This window comes from Nonomuraea sp. NPDC050783 (assembly GCF_040802095.1).
GTDB lineage: Bacteria > Actinomycetota > Actinomycetes > Streptosporangiales > Streptosporangiaceae > Nonomuraea.
Genome location: NZ_JBFAHK010000005.1, coordinates 300143 through 316137 on the forward strand (window position 1 = coordinate 300143; position 15995 = coordinate 316137).

A 15995-nucleotide genomic window follows, 5' to 3' on the forward strand; every position below is an offset into this window, starting at 1 on the left:
CCGACGCTAGGAAACCGCCCCGCCCCCACCCCACCCCGCCACCCCCCGAACCGAGGAACGGCCAGCCACCCCACCCCCGGTAGTGCCGGCCACACCCCATGCCGGCGACGAGCCGCCCTCAGAAGTCGAACTCCCCGAGCTTCGCCCCGCCGACGAACGCCCGGAAAACACCACCCCGAAGAATCATCGGCGGGACATCGGGCTGCTCGGAATCACGAACCGCATAACGGTCGCCGCTCAGCTTGGCCGCGTATAGGCAGTCTCCGCCGTCCGGTCCCGAGAGCGAGGACTTGACCCACCGCGCGGCCTCCAGCTCAGCACGCAGCTCATCGCTGATCTTCATACCTCGCCACCGCCTCACGGATCAGCCGCTGGCTCATCGACAGGGAAGTACCCGTTCTCGTATGGCACTGAGCAGCACGGGAGTGCAGATCGCCCTTAGAAGTCGAACTCCCCGAGCTTCGCCCCGCCGACGAACGCCCGGAAAACACCACCCCGCAAGATCATGGGCGGGACATCGGGCTGCTCCGAGTCACGAACCGCATAACGGTCGCCACTCAGCTCGGCCGCGTAAAGGCAGTCCCCTCCGTTCGGTCCCGAAAGCGAGGACTTGATCCACCGCGCGGCTTCCAGCTCGGCGCGCAGCTCATCGCTGATCTTCATACCTTGCCGCCACCTCACGGATCAGTTGCCGGCTCACGTGTACGGGGTGCGCCCACTTATGAATTGCGTCGTATATGACGTTAACTCGCCGCACCATGTCTTCGCGAGGGGAGACGGTGCCCTGGACGACGTCCTCGACATAAACGTGTTCCGCCATGTCGTTGCCTTTGGCGAGAGCGAACCCCCCGAGCACGCCAGCGGTCGCGCCTACGTCCAGTGGCACGACCTGGATGCAGATGTTGGGTTGCTCAGCCGCCTTCAACAGGCGCGCCAGTTGCTCGCGCATCACTTCGCTCCCCCCGACCGGCCGCAGGAGAGCGCATTCATCGATCAACACCCAATACATGGGCGGAAGCACCCGCTCAAGTATGGCCTGCCGTCGAAGCCGAGTCTCGACAGCATCCTCGATCCATTGATCAGTGGCTCCCGGTGCAGCACTGAGCACGGCCCGCGCGTAACGGGCCGTCTGGAGGAGGCCAGGAATGACGAGGGGCTGCCAGGTGCGGATGGTGTGTGCTTTTTCCTCCGCCTTCGGCCACTCGCTGAACCAGCGTGGCGTGGACATCACCGTCGTGTTGGGCAGGAGCCCGTAGAGCTCCCCGTTCAGCCCCAACGCGGCCTCCGCCGCCAGGGTGAATCCCTTGCTCGGCCGCCGTTTGCCGCGCTCGATCAGGCCGACCAGGCTCTCGCTGCACGAGAGCAGCTCGCCCAGCGCCATCTGCGACATCCCCGCCGCCTCACGCGCCTTTCTCAGGACTTGGCCGTACACCTCTGTCGTCATGCCACGCCCTTTCCCAGGACCCGGACAAGCGTCGGAGCGTCTGTCCGACAACGGACGGTGACGGGTCGATTACAAAATAATGGTCACGCGGCAGTCTGAGAAGTGTTCTCGGACATTCGCTCGACCGAAGCCGGTGATTACGTGCGGCCTGGAGTGGTACCTACAGATTTCGTCCTGTGGCGGAGTACGACGCTGCGCCGCAATCCCAGAGTCTCCTGGCAGGCGCGGCAGGCGGTCGGGTTGTGGCTCGCCGACGCCGAGCCCGGGGTCCGTTCCGACGCGTTGCAGATCGTGGCCGAGCTGGTGGCCAACGTCCTTCAGCACGTGCCCGGCGGCCCGGGGCGGGACTGGGTGGGGGTCCGCCTCGGGTTCGGGGGCGGGTTCGTCCGCGTGGAGGTGATCGATCCGGGCGTTCCGGACCCCGGCCCGTGTTTCGTGCCCCGCCAGGTCGGGGCCCTGGCGGAGGCGGGGCGGGGTCTCGGCATCGTGGCGAGCCTGAGCGCCGGCCGGGGGACCCGGCTCGTCGCGGGCGGACGCCGGGTGGTCTGGGCCGACGTTGCGGCGGGATGACGGCGTCCGGGCGTTTCCCGGGTGGCGGGTCATCGACGGTGCGGGAGGTGGCTACATCGCCGTGCGCGTTGTCCTGGTGCCGGCCGGAAGCGGCCTGTCCAATGTGCGGTGCGGGGTGACCCTGGCCGAGTTGCAGGAGCACCTGGAGGAGGAGGCGCGGCGGGGGTGTCAGGCGGTGGCGCCGCCGTCGATCACGTGATCCTGGCCGACGACGAAGCTCGACTCCGGCGAGGTCAGCCAGAGCACCGCTGCCGCGATCTCCTCGGGGGCCGCCACCCGGCCGATGGGCAGGGCGCCGCGCAGCCGTTCGTCGCGCTGCTCGCGGGTCTCGCCGGGACGGGTGGACATCGGGGAGTCGATCGGGCCCGGGCTGACGGCGTTGATGCGGACGCCGTCGGCGATGTGGTCGCGGGCGGCGGTGCGGGTCAGGTGGCTCACCGCGGCCTTCGAGGCGGCGTACGCGGCCGCGCCCGGCAGCCGCCAGTGCGCCCCCAGGTTGGAGGCGACGTTGACGATCGCCCCGCCGCCGTGCGCGCGCATGTGGGCGACCTCGTGCTTCATGGACAGGAACACGCCCTTGAGGTTGACCGCCAGCACCTCGTCCCAGACGTCCTCGTCGTAGTCGGCCGCGGGCGCGAGCACGCCGAAGATCCCGGCCGCGTTGCAGGCCACGTCGAGCCCCCCGTGGCGGGAGACCGCGGCGGCGACCATCGCGGCGGCCTCGGCGGAGCGGGTGAGGTCGGCGGGGAAGGCGCTCGCCCGCCCGCCGGCCGCCTCGATGTCCTTCACCAGGGCGCCCAGCCGCCCGGCGTCGCGGCCGACGGCCAGCACGGCGGCGCCCTCCTGGGCGTACGCCCGGGCCACCGCGCCGCCCACCACGCCCGTGGCACCGGTGACGAGCGCGACTTTCCCCGCAAAACGATCTGCCATCATTTAAGACCAATCATTCTCATATTTGGACGGCTGTCATGGCCTGATCGACCGCGTCACGCAGCCGGCGCGGGTCCGGGTCGGCCCGGCCGAGCACCCTGACGCCCTGCAGCAGCACGAGCAGGAACCTGGCCAGCGCGTACGGGTCCTTGTGCCCGGGGATCTCCCCCTGGGCCCGCGCCCGCACCAGCGCGGCGGCCATCGCGGTCTCCAGCTCCGCCCAGCTCTCCGCCACCCGCCGCGACACCAGCGCGTCGCGGGAGCCGAACTCGACGGCCGAGTTGACCACCATGCACCCCCGCCGCAACTCGTCGGCCAGGCATTCGGCGACGTAGCCGTCGAGGAAGGCGCGCAGCGCGGGCAGCGCGGGGCCCGGCTGGGACAGCGGCGCCACCACGTCGCGCCGGGCGAGATAAAGCTCCAGGGCCCTCAGGTAGAGCTCGCGCTTGCCGCCGAAGGTGCCGTAGAGGCTCGCCCGCGCGATGCCGAGCCGGGCCACGAGGTCCGCCATCGACGTGCCCTCGTAGCCGCGCTCCCAGAACAGCTCCAGCGCCTTCTCCAGCGCCTCGTCGGGGTCGAACTCCTTGGTGCGTGCCACGCGGGACACGCTAGCAGTATCGAGAACGATTGGTCAAAAATCAGCGTGGCGTCAGGATCCAGCGCCAGGCGCCCTCCTTGTCGCTGTCGCGGTTGGCGGTGAGCTGGGTCATGCGCTTGCCGTCCACGCTGACCAGCACCAGGCCGTTGTCGAACTCGTCGCCGCAGGTGCCGGCGCAGCCGAGCGCGAGCACGTTGTCGTCGTCGGCCCAGGCGTGCAGTTGCAGGACGTTCTGGCGGCCGGCGATCCGGCCGGTGGCGCGATCGGTGATCTCGGTCGGCAGGCCGTCCTGGCCGAGCACGTGGCGGCCGTCCGGGGAGATCGCCGACTCGGCGGAGTAGTCGACGTACTGCTGGCCCTCCGGCGCGTCCCGGGGCTCGCCGTCCGGGGTGTACCAGACGCGGTCCGGATGGGTGTGGGTGGGTGCCCAGATCGCCGTGCCGTCCAGGCTCCAGCCGAGGTCCTGGCGGCCGTTGGAGTTGGCCGGGACGTCGTCGCGGGTCCGGGCCGGCAGCTCGTGGTAGTCCGCCTCGCCGGCCGCGACGTCGAGGATGTAGTAGCCGGTGCGCGAGCTGGGAAGCGCGATCATGTTCCCGGGCCGGGGGCCCTCCTCGAACTGGTCGGGATGGCCGGAGTAGGCGGTGGCCAGCACCTTCGTGCCGTCGGGCGACCAGGACAACCCGGCCACCGGGTGCTCCAGGTCGATCCAGCCGAGGATCCGGCGGCTCTCCAGGTCGAGGATGCCCACCCGGCGGGCCGGCAGCTCGCGCTCCAGCACGGCCGCCACCCGCAGGCCGGGGGCCACGTCCAGCCAGCCCCACGAGGTGCGCTCGTAGCCGCCGGTGCGCGGGTCGTACAGGGACCAGGTGCGCACGAACCGCTGGCGATTCTCCCCGGCCGCCTCCTTCTTCGTGGTGTAGAGCGCCGACACGGCCAGGCGGCCGGCGGCGACCAGCGTGGCGGGCGGGTTGTGCTCGGTGTCGGCGCGCACGTCCGTCGGGGTCGGCGAGGGCCGGGGCGGGAGCGTGATCCCGCCGGCCGGGCGTACCGTCAGCTCCGGGCCGCGCTGGCCGGACACCACGAACGCGACGCCCGCGACCAGCACCGCGACCAGCCCGGCCGCCAGGCCCGCCAGCAGCAGCGGCGAGCCGATCGGCAGCCGGACGCGCCTCCGTAGCGCCCGGTCGGCCAGGTCGTGCGGGACGCGGGCCTCCCCGGCCCACTCCTCCATCGTGTCGCGCAGCAACCGCGTCATCGGGCCACCTCCAGCGGGTCGTACGGCGAGCGGGTCACCGGGCCACCTCCAGCTCCCGTGCCAGTTCCGGGGCGATCTCGCGCAGGCGCGCCAGGGACCGGTGGGCGGTGCTCCTGACCGTGCCCACCGAGCAGCCGAGCGTGCGCGCCACGTCCCGCTCGGGCAGGTCCTCGAAGTAGCGCAGCACCAGCACCGCCCGCTGCCGGGCGGTCAGCCTGGCCAGCGCGGCGCGCAGCACCAGGCGCAGCTCGCTCTGGTGGTTGAGGTCCCGGTCGGCGGCCTCCGGCAGGTCCGCCCGGATCACCTCGCCGCGCCGCACGCTCGTCCGCCACCAGCTGATCTGCTGCCGGTACATGATCTGCCGGGCGTACGCCTCCGGGGCGTCCACGCGCCGCCACCGGGCGGCCAGCTTGGCCAGCGCGCTCTGCACCAGGTCCTCGGCCGCGTGCTGGTCCCCGCCGGTGAGCAGGAATCCCAAGCGCATGAGGGCGGGAGAACGCGCGGCGACGAACTCGCGGAAACGCTGCTCGTCCGCGGCGTCCACGATCACCTCCAGAGGGGTTTCGACGTCACCCCCCTGAGACGCCGCGCGGGGCCGTCCGCTATGCGCCCGGCTCGCGGAAAATGTTCTCGGATCGCGCCGGGTCGGAGTAGTCGGGGCCGGAGCCGTCCGAGCCGGAGCCGTCCGGGTCTGAGCCGTCCGAGCCGGTGCCGTCCGGGCCGGTGCCGGACGGGGGCTGGTTCAGGGAGTCCAGCGTGGTGTCGTCCAGGATCGCGTGCTCCGCCTCGATGGTCTCCTCCACGGGTGTGTCCATCACGGGCGGTTCCGGGGCGGCGGGTTCGGCGGTCGAGGCTTCCGGGACGGGCGCGGCCCGGCGCGGCCCGTTCAGCAGCCCGAGGCTGTCCTGCTCGCCGCGGCGGCGGATGACGTCGTCGATCGCCTCGGTGAGCTCCTCCTTGCTGTAGGAGCCCTCGTCGGGCACCTCGTTGAGGTGGGCCAGCAGGTCCGCGGGCAGGTTCACCCGTGCGGAGGCCCGCGCGTACACCTCGCGGACGGCCACCCGGTCGCGGTCGCCGAACGCCTCGTCGATGGCCTGGCGCAGCTCGTCGAGCACCGCGTGCTCAGCAGCCATGTCGGTCCCTCCCCTTCATCGCGAGCAGGTCCTCGGCCTGCTCCAGCACACTGCCCACCGGCACGTCGCTCACCCACGGCAGGTCGTGCGGGCAGCGCTCGCCCCGCGGGTCCACGCCGTCCGCGCCGCAGGCCGGGCAGGTCGTGGTCCACGAGATCAGCGGCCGGTGCCAGGTCCTGGAGAGGGGGCCGAAGGTGATGAGGTTGGCGCACCAGTAGACGGCGACCGTGGGCGTGCCGACCGCCGCCGCCAGGTGGCGCGGGCCGGTGTCGTTGCCGACCACCAGGTCGCAGCGCTCGTACAGCGCGGCCAGGCCGCCGAGCCCGAGCGTGCCCGCGACGGCGGTGGCGGGGCGGCGCATCGCCGCGACGACCTCCGCCACCAGCTCCCGCTCGGCGGCCGAGCCGGTGACCACGACCGGCCGGCCGAGCCGGTCGGCGACCTCCGCGAACCGTCGCGCGGGCCAGCGGCGGCGCGGGTCGCGCGCGCCCGGGTGCACGGCGACCAGGCCGGCCGGCGGCTCGCCGAGCGCGGCGGCCAGCTCCTCGCGGTCGCGGGCGGTGACCGCCACGCGCGGCTCCAGCCGGCCGGCGCCCGCGCCGACCAGCGCGGCCACCTGGAGGAAGCGCAGCGTCTCGTGGTGGTGGTCGGTGTAGGGCAGCCAGCGGTCCAGCTCCTCGGCGTCCGGCGTACGCAGCCCGGCCGTCGTCCGTGCGCCCAGGCGGCGTACGAAGGGGTTGGAGTAGCGGCCGCCGCCGTGGATCTGCACGGCCAGGTCGAACGCGCGCCCGCGCAGCTCCTCGTACAGCCCGTCGGGGGCGGCGTGCCCGTCCTCGGCCGTGGACACGCCGGTGACCGGCGGCAGCGCGATCACCTCGTCCACCGGCCCCGGCCGCCCGGCCAGGAACCCGGCGTGCCACGGCAGGCCGAGCAGCGTCAGCCCGGCATCGGGGTAGGCGGCCTTCAGCGCCTCCAGGGCGGGCACGGCCAGCAGGAAGTCGCCGATCGCGTTGGCCCGCAGCACGGCGATCCGCTCGACGCCCGCCACGCGCCCGCTCACCGGCCCTCCAGCACGTAGTCGTAGCACTCGGCCCGCCGGTCCACGACGGTGGTCGGCAGCTCCAGGTGGTAGGCGCGGCTGGGCAGCAGTCCCGCCCCGCCGTAGCGCTCCATGACGCGGAGCTGGGCCACGACGTCCTCGCCGGCGTGCGCGGGCGGCACCGACCGCCAGAAGCCGAACCCGCCGCACTCCACCAGCCGCTCCCGGTCGTAGAGCACGCAGCCGCCGATCCAGGCCACCTTGTACGCCTTCCACGGCCCGTCCGCGCCGGCCTTCTCGGCCAGGTGCAGCGGATTGGCGGCGTTGTGCAGGCGGTGCCGCCACCAGGCGGGCCCGTCCCTGCGCACCCGCTCCGGGCGCACCGGGCCGGGCCACTCCTCGTACGACACCAGCTCGTGCGGCCGCGGGTCGTCCCGGTACGACAGCCCGTGCAGCGCGTACCCCACGAACCCGCACGCCAGCTCGTCCAGCGCCCCGGCCAGCGTGCCGAGGGCGCCCGGCTCCAGCCACACGTCGTCGTCCAGGTAGAGCGCGAACCTGCGCCCGGCCTGCTCCAGCAGGAACTGCCGCTGCTCGGCCAGCCCCCGCGCGGGCACGTGCCGCAGCAGCTCCACCGGCGAGCCCCGGTGCGCCAGGATGCGCAGCGCCGCGGCCACCAGCGGGTCCTCGCCGGCCGGCCGCGCCGACTGGTCGGAGACGACCACCCGGAACCCGGCCGTGTCCTGCGCCGCGAGCCCGGCGAGCGTGACCGCGAGCGCCCCCGGCCGGTCCTTGGTGGGGACCAGCACGTCCAGATCAGCGGCGAGATCCGAGCTGTCCATAGGCGCCCGGCTACCCGCAGGAAACCCCTCCATACCTGGTGTAACCGCAGGCCCGGGGTTTGAGGGGCCCTCCTGCAGGTACTCGCTTCTCATGGGCACCTCTGACGGGAAGGTCATCGACGCCGTGGTCGTCGGTGATGTCATGCTCGACTCCTGGCTGCACGGCTCGGCCAAACGGCTGGCGCAGGAGGCGCCGGTGCCCGTGATGAGCCTGGAGGCCACCGAGAACGCCCCGGGCGGCGCCGCCAACACCGCCGCCAACCTGGTCGCGCTCGGCGCCCGCGTCCGCCTGATCGGCGTGGCCGGCGACGACGAGCCCGGCGGGGAGCTGCGGCAGGCGCTGAGCCTGCTCGGCGTCGAGCCGGACCTGCTGACCGTGCCGGGGCGGCGCACGTCGCACAAGCGGCGGCTGGTCACCGACGGCCAGCTCACCGCCCGCTTCGACGACGAGGACCCGGACCCCCTGCCCGAGACGGCCGAGCGCGAGCTGCTGCGCCGCATCGAGGCCGCCGCGCCGGCCGCCGACGTGGTCGTGGCCTGCGACTACGCGGGCGGCGTGTGCACCCCGTCGGTACGCGCCGCGCTGGCCGGGCTGCCCCTGCTGGTGGTGGACGCGCACGCCGTGGCCCCCTGGCGGGAGAGCCGGCCGACCGCCGTGCTGCCGAACTACGCCGAGGTCGTGCGGCTGCTCGCCGAGGAGGGCGGGGAGCTGGACCGGCTGGCGTACCTGGTGGCGCGCAGCGACCGGGTGCTGGAGCTGACCGGCGCGGACATGGTGGTGACCACGCTCGACGGCGAGGGCACGCTGCTGCACCGGCCGGGGCTGCCGCCGTACCGGACCTATGCCCGGCCCGCGCCGCAGCACATGGCGACGGGCGCGGGCGACACCTACACCGCCGCCTTCGCGCTGTGGCTGGCGGACGGGGCCGCGCCGGAGGAGGCGGCGGAGGCCGGGCAGGCCGCCGCCGGGGTGGTGGTGCGCCGCCCGGGCACGGCCGTGTGCACCCGCCACGACCTGCTGCGGGCGCTGCGGCGCCGCGAGGGCGCGGTGCAGACGCCCGAGCGCCTGGCCCAGCTCCTGGACGAGCACCGGCGCGGGGGCGAGCGGGTGGTGTTCACCAACGGCTGCTTCGACGTGCTGCACCGCGGCCACGTCACCTATCTGGAGCAGGCGGCGCGGCTCGGCGACGTGCTGGTGGTGGCAGTCAACAGCGACGCCGGCGTGGCCCGCCTCAAGGGCCCGGGGCGGCCGGTCAACCCGTGCGAGGACCGCATGTCGGTGCTGGCCGCGCTCAACGACGTGGACTACGTGGTCGAGTTCGACGAGGACACCCCCGAGCGGCTGCTGCGGATGATCCGCCCCGAGCTGTACGTCAAGGGCGGCGATTACACGCCGGAGATGTTGCCCGAGGCGCCGCTCGTCCGGGCGATGGGCGGCGAGGTGCGGGTGCTCGACTACCTGCCCGACCGCTCCACGACGGCCATCATCGGCCGCATGAGATCCCTTCCTGAGAACGCGTGAGGAGCACCATGAGGAACCAGGCCACGACCACCCCCGCCGGGACGTCCGCCACGGACGCCGAGGAGAAGCCGGGACGCGGGTCCAGGCGCCGGCCGGTGACGCGCGCCGCGGCGCGCGGCGTGATCGCGTCGATGGCCATGTCCGGCCTGCGGCGGGTCACCACCACGATCGGGCTGGTGTCGGAGACGCCGCCGGAGGCCGTGCTGGAGCGCACCGCGCCCGAGATGCTGCGCCGCCTGCCCAAGGAGCGCCGGCCCGCTCTGGTGGAGATGGTGCACTGGACGTACGGGGCGGCCGGCGGCGCCCTCTACGGCCTGCTGCCGCGGGCGGTGCGCCGGCAGCCGTGGGCGGGCCCCCTGTACGGGCTGCTGTTCTGGGAGGCGTTCGAGCGGGGCCTGGCGCCCGCCCTGGGCCTGTCGCAGCCGAGGTCGACCGGCGAGCGCCTGGCCCTGCTGGCCGACCACCTGCTGTACGGCTCGGTGGTCGGCGCCTCCCCCTGGCCGCACGAGGACCGGTAGGCCCACCCCCTACAGCAGGGTGCGCTCCAGCCACGGCCGCAGGACCGGCAGGACGTTCTCGGGCCGCATGGCCCCCATGTGGTCGAGCCCGTCGAGCACGACGACGTCCCAGCCGCGTGCCTCCAGCTCGGCCCGGTGCCGCACCAGCGGCCCGCCGATGTCGACCCGCGTGCCGCCCCACTCCTCGGCGTAGACGATCTCGTCGGCCGACCCGGCGAAGCACAGGCGCGGGCAGGTCAGGGTGACGGCCTTGTCGTCGAAGCCCTGCAACGCCCGGTAGAGCGTGACGAACTGCCGCGCCTGCGCCTCGCCGGGGACGTTCTGGACCGACGACCAGTCGCCGGGCTCGACCGGCCGGTCCGAGGGCGGGGGCGGGGCGAGCGACTTCTCGTGGGTGGCCGCGGTGACCTTGAGCATCTCGGCGTACGGCCCGTCGTAGGGCGGGTACCCGCCCATGACCAGCGCCGAGAGCCGGTCGGTGCGCAGCGCGAGCTGCAGGCCGCTGAGCGCCAGCCACGAGTAGCCGTAGTAGGCGAACCGGCCGGCCCCGGCGGCGTCGGCCACGGCGAGCAGGTCGGCGGCCACGTTGTCCGGAGTGAGGGTGTCCGGTTTGGGGGCGGCCATGACGTGGCCGGTGTAGTCGAAGGCGGCGACGCGGAAGGCGTCGCCGAGCCCGTCGATGAGGTTGCGGCCCAGTGCCGGGTCGGCGCCCCACTTGCGCATCTCCTCCGCCTGCTCGCCCTCGACCGGGCGCGGATCGACGGGCAGCAGCACGACCGGCCCCGAGCCGCGCACCTCCACCTCGATGGCGCTGCCGTCGTGCAGGATCGCTTCGGCCATGCCTTCCTCCATCTCATTACACCGTAAATTATTACGGTGAGGAGGATAGCTTAGGGCGTAAAGAATCTCAACGGATTAGGTACGGGCACGCAGCGCATCGCCTCCCCCTCGGCGTCCGACCAGCGCAGCAGCAGGTTGGCCTTGGCCGGGACGTGAGGTCCTGACAGCAGCGCCCGCAGCTCCTCCGGGTCGGCGTGATCCCGCCCGGCGTCCTTGAACACCGCCCTCGCCCGCGCCCACAGCTCGTCCCGCAGCAGGGGATGGCGCTCGGTCACGGCACCGGCGATCTCCACCAGGTTGTTGACCACCAGGCAGTAGACCAGCCGCTCCCAAGCGTAGGCCCGGCTCACCGAGGCCGCGCCGGGCAGCCCGGGGCGGCGCTCGGCCAGGACGCGCACGCCCTCGTGGTCGCGGAAGATCGCCTGTGCGGGCAGGCCGCGCCCGTCCACGCCGACCAGCACGTTCTGCAGGTGGCATTCGAGCACGACCCCGTGCCGCAGGTACGCGTGCAGGACCGGCGGCACCACGTGCTCCAGGTAGCGCTCCCACCACAGCAGGGCCGTGTCGTCGTCCAGGCCGTCCAGCGGGTTGCCGGGGAAACCCTCGCTGATCCCCGCCGCGTGCACCGCGGTCAGCCCGGGCCGCAGGTGCCGGCGCAGCCCGTCCCGGACGATCACCGCCAGCGCCTCGCCGCCGTCGCCGTCCAGCTCGGCGGCGCGGTAGCCGCGGTCGCGCAGCACGGCGGGCCGCGGGAGGTGCTCGGCCAGGTCCTCGAAGGCCCCGTCCACCAGGTCGGCGATCTCGCTCAGGCGGCGCAGGTCGCGCAGCCACAGGCGGCGCACGTCGTTGGTGATCCGCACGTCCAGGCTGAACTTGCAGAACAGGTCGGGCCCCGGCAGGTACACGGTGCGGACGGACGACGTGGCCACGGCCTCGTCCGCGGTGTCGCCGAGGTGGCGCAGCCGCCCGCCGCGCAGGCCGCCGAGCAGCTCCACCTGCCAGGGGTGGGCGGGCAGCGGCACCAGGCCGCCGGCGCGCGCGGCCGGGGCCAGCACGTCGAGCGCGGCCGGGTCGCCCTCCTCGACGAGGAGGTCGGCGGGCACGCCCAGCAGCCGCAGGGGGAAGCGCGCGCGGACCTCGGGCGAGTACCGCAGCCACTCCTCCGGGCCGCCGCCGCCCCGGGCCTTGGGCGCGGGATGGTAGCGGTGACCGGCGACGAGGGCCTGCTCCGAGCGCAGGTAGAGGTCGGCCGGCGGCTCCGTGGCCCGCCGGGCGGCCAGCAGCACCGCGGCCACGTCGCGGCTGTGGCGGATCTCGGCGGGCAGGGTGTCGTTGTCCATCCCCGTGCGGGCGCGCAGCTCGGCCGCGGCGAGCTCGATCAGGCCGTCCAGCGGGAGCGGGCGCCAGCCGTCCGGGGTGCGGAGGGCGGGGTCGCCCGGGAAGCGGCGGCCGGTGGCGCGCAGCACGCGGCCGGTCGCGGGCAGCTCGTACGTCTCCGGCTCGGGGCCGGGGCGGGCGATCTCCCTGACCAGGCAGTTGAGCAGTGCCGTCACCGTGAGGGCGGTGGCGCTCGCCAGGGTCTCGGGCTCCGGCCCGCCGGGCGGCAGGAGACCGTCTGTGGATGGCATGGTGACCTTCTCCTACCGTTTGTCCCTGTTAATACCTACAGGCTAGCCAACCAGGATGTTCATGATTATCGAAGGGAATGAGGGGCGGATGGAGCGGGAGTTCGCGGCTCAGCTCGCCGTCGTGCGTCCCGACCTGTCGGCGGCCTACGCCGCCGCCGTGCCCGGCGCGCGCGCCGCCGTGCTGGGCCGCCTGTGGCGCGGCCTGCTGCACGAGCCGCTGCCCGGCGTCGCCTCCGCCCGCCCGGACGAGGGCCTCGTGGTGCTGGCCGACGGACGGCGGGCGCGCGGCCCGGAGCGACGGCTCCACGACCTCGGCGAGGTGCCCGCCGTGCTGCTGGACGAGCGGCCCGACGAGCAGCCGGGCGGGCGGCCCAACGGGCAGCCGCCCGGATCGCCGGGCGGGCGGCCGTACGCGCGGCCCGCCGACCTGCTGGCCGCGCTCGGCCTGCCCGGCTCCGGCCGGCTGGCCGAGGACCTGGACAACAGCGTCGCCTCCCTGGCGCTGTCCCGCGCGAACGCCCGCCCGCTCGCCCCCCGCACCCCGGAGGACCACGAGCAGGGCGTCGTGGACGGGCACCCCTACCATCCGTGCTGCCGCAACCGCCCGGGAGTGTCGGTGGCCGAGCAGCTCGCCTACATGCCCGAGCACCGCCCGGTCGTCGCCCTGGACCTGGTCGCCGTCCCCGCCGCCGACTGCCTGGTCTCGGGCCCGTGGCCGGCCTCGCTGACCGACGGCGAGCGGCTGCTGCTGCCCGTGCACCCCTGGCAGAGCGAGCACGTGCTGCCCGACCTCGGCATGCGGCCGTACGCGCGGGGGGCGATCCCGGCCCGGCCGCTGATGTCCGTGCGCACCCTCGCTCCGCTGGACGGCGGCCCGCATCTCAAGACGGCGTTCAGCACCCGGATGACCTCGGCCGTCCGGGACATCTCCCCCGGCTCGATCCACGACTGCGTGCTGCTGTCGGACCTCCTCACCGGCCTGTCCCGCCGCGCGCGCGGCCCGCGCATGATCCGCTACCTGGCCGGGGCCGCCGCGACCGCCAAGGGCGAGTTCAGCGCCGACGTGTCGGTCATGCTGCGGGAGCCCACGCGGGCCTTCGCCGGGCGGGCGACCGTGCTGCCCGTGTCCGCCGTGACGGCCGCGACCGCCGCCGCGGCGGGCGGCCCGGACACCTGGCTCGCGGCCTTCGCCCGGATCGCGCTGCCCGGCGTGCTGCGCCTGCTCTCCCTCGGCGTGGCGCTGGAGGCGCACGGCCAGAACCTCCTGGTCGTGCTGGACGGCCGGGGCCTGCCCGCCCGGCTGGCCTACCGCGACCTGGCCGACGTCCGGCTCAGCCCCGCCCGGCTGGCCCGGCACGGCACCGAGGTCCCGCCGGTCGCCGCCCGGCTGCTGCACGACGATCCCGGGGTGCTGCACGCCAAGCTGTTCGGCTCGCTGATCGGCACCACGTTCGGCAGCCTGATCGCCGGTTTCTCCGGCGGTGATGACCGCCTGGAGGGGTATATGTGGCGGATCGTACGCGACGCCGCGCAGGAGGCGTTCGATGAGCTACCTTGCAACCCGGACGTACGGGCCGACCGCTCGGCGTTCTTCGCTCCGCGCATCGCGATGAAAGCACACCTGCTGGCGCAGCTGGAGGGCGCGCCATCAGGCGACAATTGGATGAAGGTGCCGAATCCCCTGCGGTCCGCGACGGACTGACTGCGAATCGTCTAGCTCTGGGCCGCGTAAAGAGGGACTATGGCCTGGAGCCGTGTCTGCACCGCGCCCCTCGGAGCACACGGATTGAGGAGACTGTCCGATGATGCAACTGTCAGTACGGCTCGTCCCCGTCGGGGAGACGACTCTGGTGGTGGCCCTCACAGGAGAGCTGGATTCGACGACCAGGCCCGTCCTGGCCGCCTTCCTGGACCCGCTGCCGCAGTCCCTGGTCAAGTACGTCGTCATCGCGGCCGCCGACCTCTGGTTCTGCGACCTCAACGGGCTGGAGCAGCTCGCGGCCACCCATCGCGCCATGCAGGCGAGGGGCGGTCACCTGGCGGTGGCCGAGGCCAAGCCGCCGCTGCGGCGGCTCATCTCGCTCATGGCCGAGCAGGCCCAACCGGCGATCCCGGTGTACGCGACCATGCCGGAGGCACTGGCGGACACCGACGTGGACGTCTACGAGGTGTCCAAGCCGCCCGTGCCCGTCCCCCGGCACATGCCCCGCCTGCGCAACGTGCGCACCGCCCCGCTCAGCGACAGCGTCCGCGAGCGGCTCCGCCAGCGGCGCCAGCAGCGCCCCGGGCCAGTGGTCCTTCCGCTGTCCCTGGTCATGGACCAGTCCCGCCACCTGCGCGAGCAGACCCTGCGCCAGCGCTACACGATGACCCGCCAGCTCATGGAGGCCGCCGAGTCCTGCCTCCTGCTGGTGTCGGCCCGCGAGCGCTGCGCCGCCAGCCTGGCGGCCCTGCGCAACAACCGCACGACGATCCAGTCGGCCGTGAGAGGGCCCGCCACGGGACCGGCCACGGGATCGGCCACGGGACCGGCCACAGGACCGGCCACGCGGGGCGCGCCGATCGTCGCACCCGCCGCCCCGGCGACGGCGCCGGAAAGTTCCGCCGACAGGCATACGACGGCCGTTCTGGGACAGGGAAAGAGGGATGCGGACACCCGGACGTGACATCGTGGTCGTCGCCGCCAGCGCCGGCGGCGTCGAACCGCTGCGTACTCTCCTGGCCGGCCTGCCCGCCGGCCTGCCCGCCGCCGTGCTCGTGGTCCTGCACGTCCCGGCCCAGGGCAACAGCGTGCTGGCCGGCATCCTCGACAGGGCCGGCGAGCTGCCCGCCGCCCCCGCCGTGGACGGGGAGGAGATCCGGCCGGGCCGCGTCTACGTCGCCCGCCCCGACCACCACCTCCTGGTCAGCGACGGCAAGGTCCGCCTTTCCCGGGGCCCGCAGCACAACGGGCACCGCCCGGCCGCCGATCCGCTGTTCATGAGCGCCGCGCTCGACGCCGGCCCGCGCGTCGCCGCCGTCGTGCTGAGCGGCACCCTCGACGACGGGGCCAAGGGCAGCGAGGCCGTCCACCGGAGGGGCGGCGCGGTCGCCGTCCAGAGCGTCGGGGAGTGCGCCTTCACCGGCATGCCGAGCGCCGCCCTCGCCGCGGTGCCCGAAGCCGAGGAACTGCCCGTGCGCAAGCTCACCGCCTGGATCGAGCAGCAGAGCCGTACTCCTGTGAGGGGGGAGGACCCGATGCCCGACGACGACCTGGAACGCGAGATCGACCTGCTGTTGCGGGAGTCTCCCGCGCTCGGCGACCCGGACGGCGAGCTGATCGGCTTCAGCTGCCCCACCTGCAACGGCCCCATCTACGAGCAGCAGAGCGAGCGCAACATCCGCTACATCTGCCGGGTGGGCCACGCCTGGTCGCGCTACAGCATGGTCGACGCGCAGTCGAACGCGGTGGAGCGGGCCCTGTGGGTGGCCGTCCAGCGGCTGGAGGAACGGGTGCAGATGCTGCAGCGCATGTGCCGCTCGGCGGAGGAGCGCAAGCAGACCCTGTCCTTGCAGTACTTCCGGGAGGAGGAGGAACGCACCCGGGAAGCCCTGGAGACGCTGCGGGCGCTGCAGAGCGGCATCGGCCGTGGGGCCGAGGCTCCCGCGGGGGCCGAGCGCGGCGAGTCGGCGTAGG

General features: G+C 73.8%; 19 protein-coding genes. 7 read left to right on the forward strand and 12 right to left on the reverse strand.

From position 1 onward, the window contains the following. Positions 1 to 118: 118 nt before the first annotated feature. The 3 genes from AB0H75_RS15965 to AB0H75_RS15975 form a co-directional block, all read right to left on the reverse strand. Positions 119 to 343, reverse strand: a complete 225-nt coding sequence (locus AB0H75_RS15965) for a DUF397 domain-containing protein (protein WP_367796568.1) — start codon at positions 341 to 343, stop codon at positions 119 to 121. 95 nt (positions 344 to 438) lie between these two features. Further along, the gene (locus AB0H75_RS15970; protein WP_367796570.1) at positions 439 to 663 is read right to left on the reverse strand and encodes a DUF397 domain-containing protein; all 225 of its coding nucleotides are present in this window, start codon (positions 661 to 663) and stop codon (positions 439 to 441) included. Beyond that, positions 647 to 1444: a Scr1 family TA system antitoxin-like transcriptional regulator gene (locus AB0H75_RS15975; protein ID WP_367796572.1), complete on the reverse strand. Its 798-nt coding sequence runs from the start codon at positions 1442 to 1444 to the stop codon at positions 647 to 649. The genes AB0H75_RS15970 and AB0H75_RS15975 overlap by 17 nt, the downstream gene beginning before the upstream one ends. A 153-nt stretch (positions 1445 to 1597) precedes the next feature. Between AB0H75_RS15975 and AB0H75_RS15980 the strand changes: the two genes are divergently transcribed. Together AB0H75_RS15980 and AB0H75_RS15985 are read left to right on the forward strand one after the other, a co-directional pair. After that, positions 1598 to 2014: an ATP-binding protein gene (locus AB0H75_RS15980; RefSeq protein WP_367796574.1), complete on the forward strand. Its 417-nt coding sequence runs from the start codon at positions 1598 to 1600 to the stop codon at positions 2012 to 2014. Between the two features lie 61 nt (positions 2015 to 2075). After that, the gene (locus AB0H75_RS15985) at positions 2076 to 2213 is read left to right on the forward strand and encodes a hypothetical protein (protein ID WP_367796576.1); all 138 of its coding nucleotides are present in this window, start codon (positions 2076 to 2078) and stop codon (positions 2211 to 2213) included. On the opposite strand, the gene AB0H75_RS15990 is transcribed toward AB0H75_RS15985, so the two are convergent. The 7 genes from AB0H75_RS15990 to AB0H75_RS16020 are packed head-to-tail and all read right to left on the reverse strand — an operon-like array spanning position 2183 to position 7811. Continuing rightward, positions 2183 to 2944, reverse strand: coding sequence for an SDR family NAD(P)-dependent oxidoreductase (locus AB0H75_RS15990; RefSeq protein ID WP_367796578.1), 762 nt, complete (start codon positions 2942 to 2944; stop codon positions 2183 to 2185). The genes AB0H75_RS15985 and AB0H75_RS15990 overlap by 31 nt on opposite strands. Positions 2945 to 2963: 19 nt before the next feature. Continuing rightward, the gene (locus AB0H75_RS15995; protein WP_367796580.1) at positions 2964 to 3542 is read right to left on the reverse strand and encodes a TetR/AcrR family transcriptional regulator; all 579 of its coding nucleotides are present in this window, start codon (positions 3540 to 3542) and stop codon (positions 2964 to 2966) included. Between the two features lie 40 nt (positions 3543 to 3582). Continuing rightward, positions 3583 to 4797 carry a hypothetical protein gene (locus AB0H75_RS16000; RefSeq protein WP_367796582.1) on the reverse strand — a complete coding sequence of 405 codons (1215 nt, stop codon included), beginning with the start codon at positions 4795 to 4797 and terminating at the stop codon, positions 3583 to 3585. 34 nt (positions 4798 to 4831) lie between these two features. Further along, a complete protein-coding gene (locus tag AB0H75_RS16005; protein WP_367796584.1) occupies positions 4832 to 5341 on the reverse strand; it encodes a SigE family RNA polymerase sigma factor in 510 nt (169 codons plus the stop codon). Between the two features lie 58 nt (positions 5342 to 5399). After that, positions 5400 to 5930, reverse strand: a complete 531-nt coding sequence (locus AB0H75_RS16010; RefSeq protein ID WP_367796586.1) for a hypothetical protein — start codon at positions 5928 to 5930, stop codon at positions 5400 to 5402. Next, positions 5920 to 6990, reverse strand: coding sequence for a glycosyltransferase family 9 protein (locus AB0H75_RS16015; RefSeq protein ID WP_367796588.1), 1071 nt, complete (start codon positions 6988 to 6990; stop codon positions 5920 to 5922). Before AB0H75_RS16015 ends, AB0H75_RS16010 begins: the two co-directional genes overlap by 11 nt. Next, a complete protein-coding gene (locus tag AB0H75_RS16020) occupies positions 6987 to 7811 on the reverse strand; it encodes a glycosyltransferase family 2 protein (RefSeq protein ID WP_367796590.1) in 825 nt (274 codons plus the stop codon). Before AB0H75_RS16020 ends, AB0H75_RS16015 begins: the two co-directional genes overlap by 4 nt. 91 nt (positions 7812 to 7902) lie before the next feature. Here AB0H75_RS16020 and rfaE2 point away from each other — a divergent pair, with 91 nt between their 5' ends. Together rfaE2 and AB0H75_RS16030 are read left to right on the forward strand one after the other, a co-directional pair. Next, positions 7903 to 9333 carry a D-glycero-beta-D-manno-heptose 1-phosphate adenylyltransferase gene (rfaE2, locus tag AB0H75_RS16025; RefSeq protein ID WP_367796592.1) on the forward strand — a complete coding sequence of 477 codons (1431 nt, stop codon included), beginning with the start codon at positions 7903 to 7905 and terminating at the stop codon, positions 9331 to 9333. Between the two features lie 8 nt (positions 9334 to 9341). Further along, on the forward strand, positions 9342 to 9851 hold the full coding sequence (locus AB0H75_RS16030) for a hypothetical protein (RefSeq protein ID WP_367796594.1): 510 nt from the start codon (positions 9342 to 9344) through the stop codon (positions 9849 to 9851). 9 nt (positions 9852 to 9860) lie between these two features. Here AB0H75_RS16030 and AB0H75_RS16035 read toward each other — a convergent pair whose 3' ends face one another. Together AB0H75_RS16035 and AB0H75_RS16040 are read right to left on the reverse strand one after the other, a co-directional pair. Further along, positions 9861 to 10691, reverse strand: a complete 831-nt coding sequence (locus AB0H75_RS16035; RefSeq protein WP_367796596.1) for an alpha/beta fold hydrolase — start codon at positions 10689 to 10691, stop codon at positions 9861 to 9863. Between the two features lie 50 nt (positions 10692 to 10741). After that, entirely contained in the window at positions 10742 to 12319 is a 1578-nt protein-coding gene (locus AB0H75_RS16040) for an IucA/IucC family siderophore biosynthesis protein (protein WP_367796598.1), read from the reverse strand. Positions 12320 to 12407: 88 nt separating this feature from the next. Here AB0H75_RS16040 and AB0H75_RS16045 point away from each other — a divergent pair, with 88 nt between their 5' ends. From AB0H75_RS16045 to AB0H75_RS16055, 3 genes are all read left to right on the forward strand, one after another. Then, on the forward strand, positions 12408 to 14021 hold the full coding sequence (locus AB0H75_RS16045) for an IucA/IucC family protein (RefSeq protein WP_367796600.1): 1614 nt from the start codon (positions 12408 to 12410) through the stop codon (positions 14019 to 14021). 100 nt (positions 14022 to 14121) lie between these two features. Further along, a complete protein-coding gene (locus AB0H75_RS16050) occupies positions 14122 to 14985 on the forward strand; it encodes an STAS domain-containing protein (RefSeq protein WP_367796602.1) in 864 nt (287 codons plus the stop codon). Then, the gene (locus tag AB0H75_RS16055) at positions 14966 to 15994 is read left to right on the forward strand and encodes a chemotaxis protein CheB (protein WP_367796604.1); all 1029 of its coding nucleotides are present in this window, start codon (positions 14966 to 14968) and stop codon (positions 15992 to 15994) included. Before AB0H75_RS16050 ends, AB0H75_RS16055 begins: the two co-directional genes overlap by 20 nt. Position 15995: the final 1 nt, after the last annotated feature.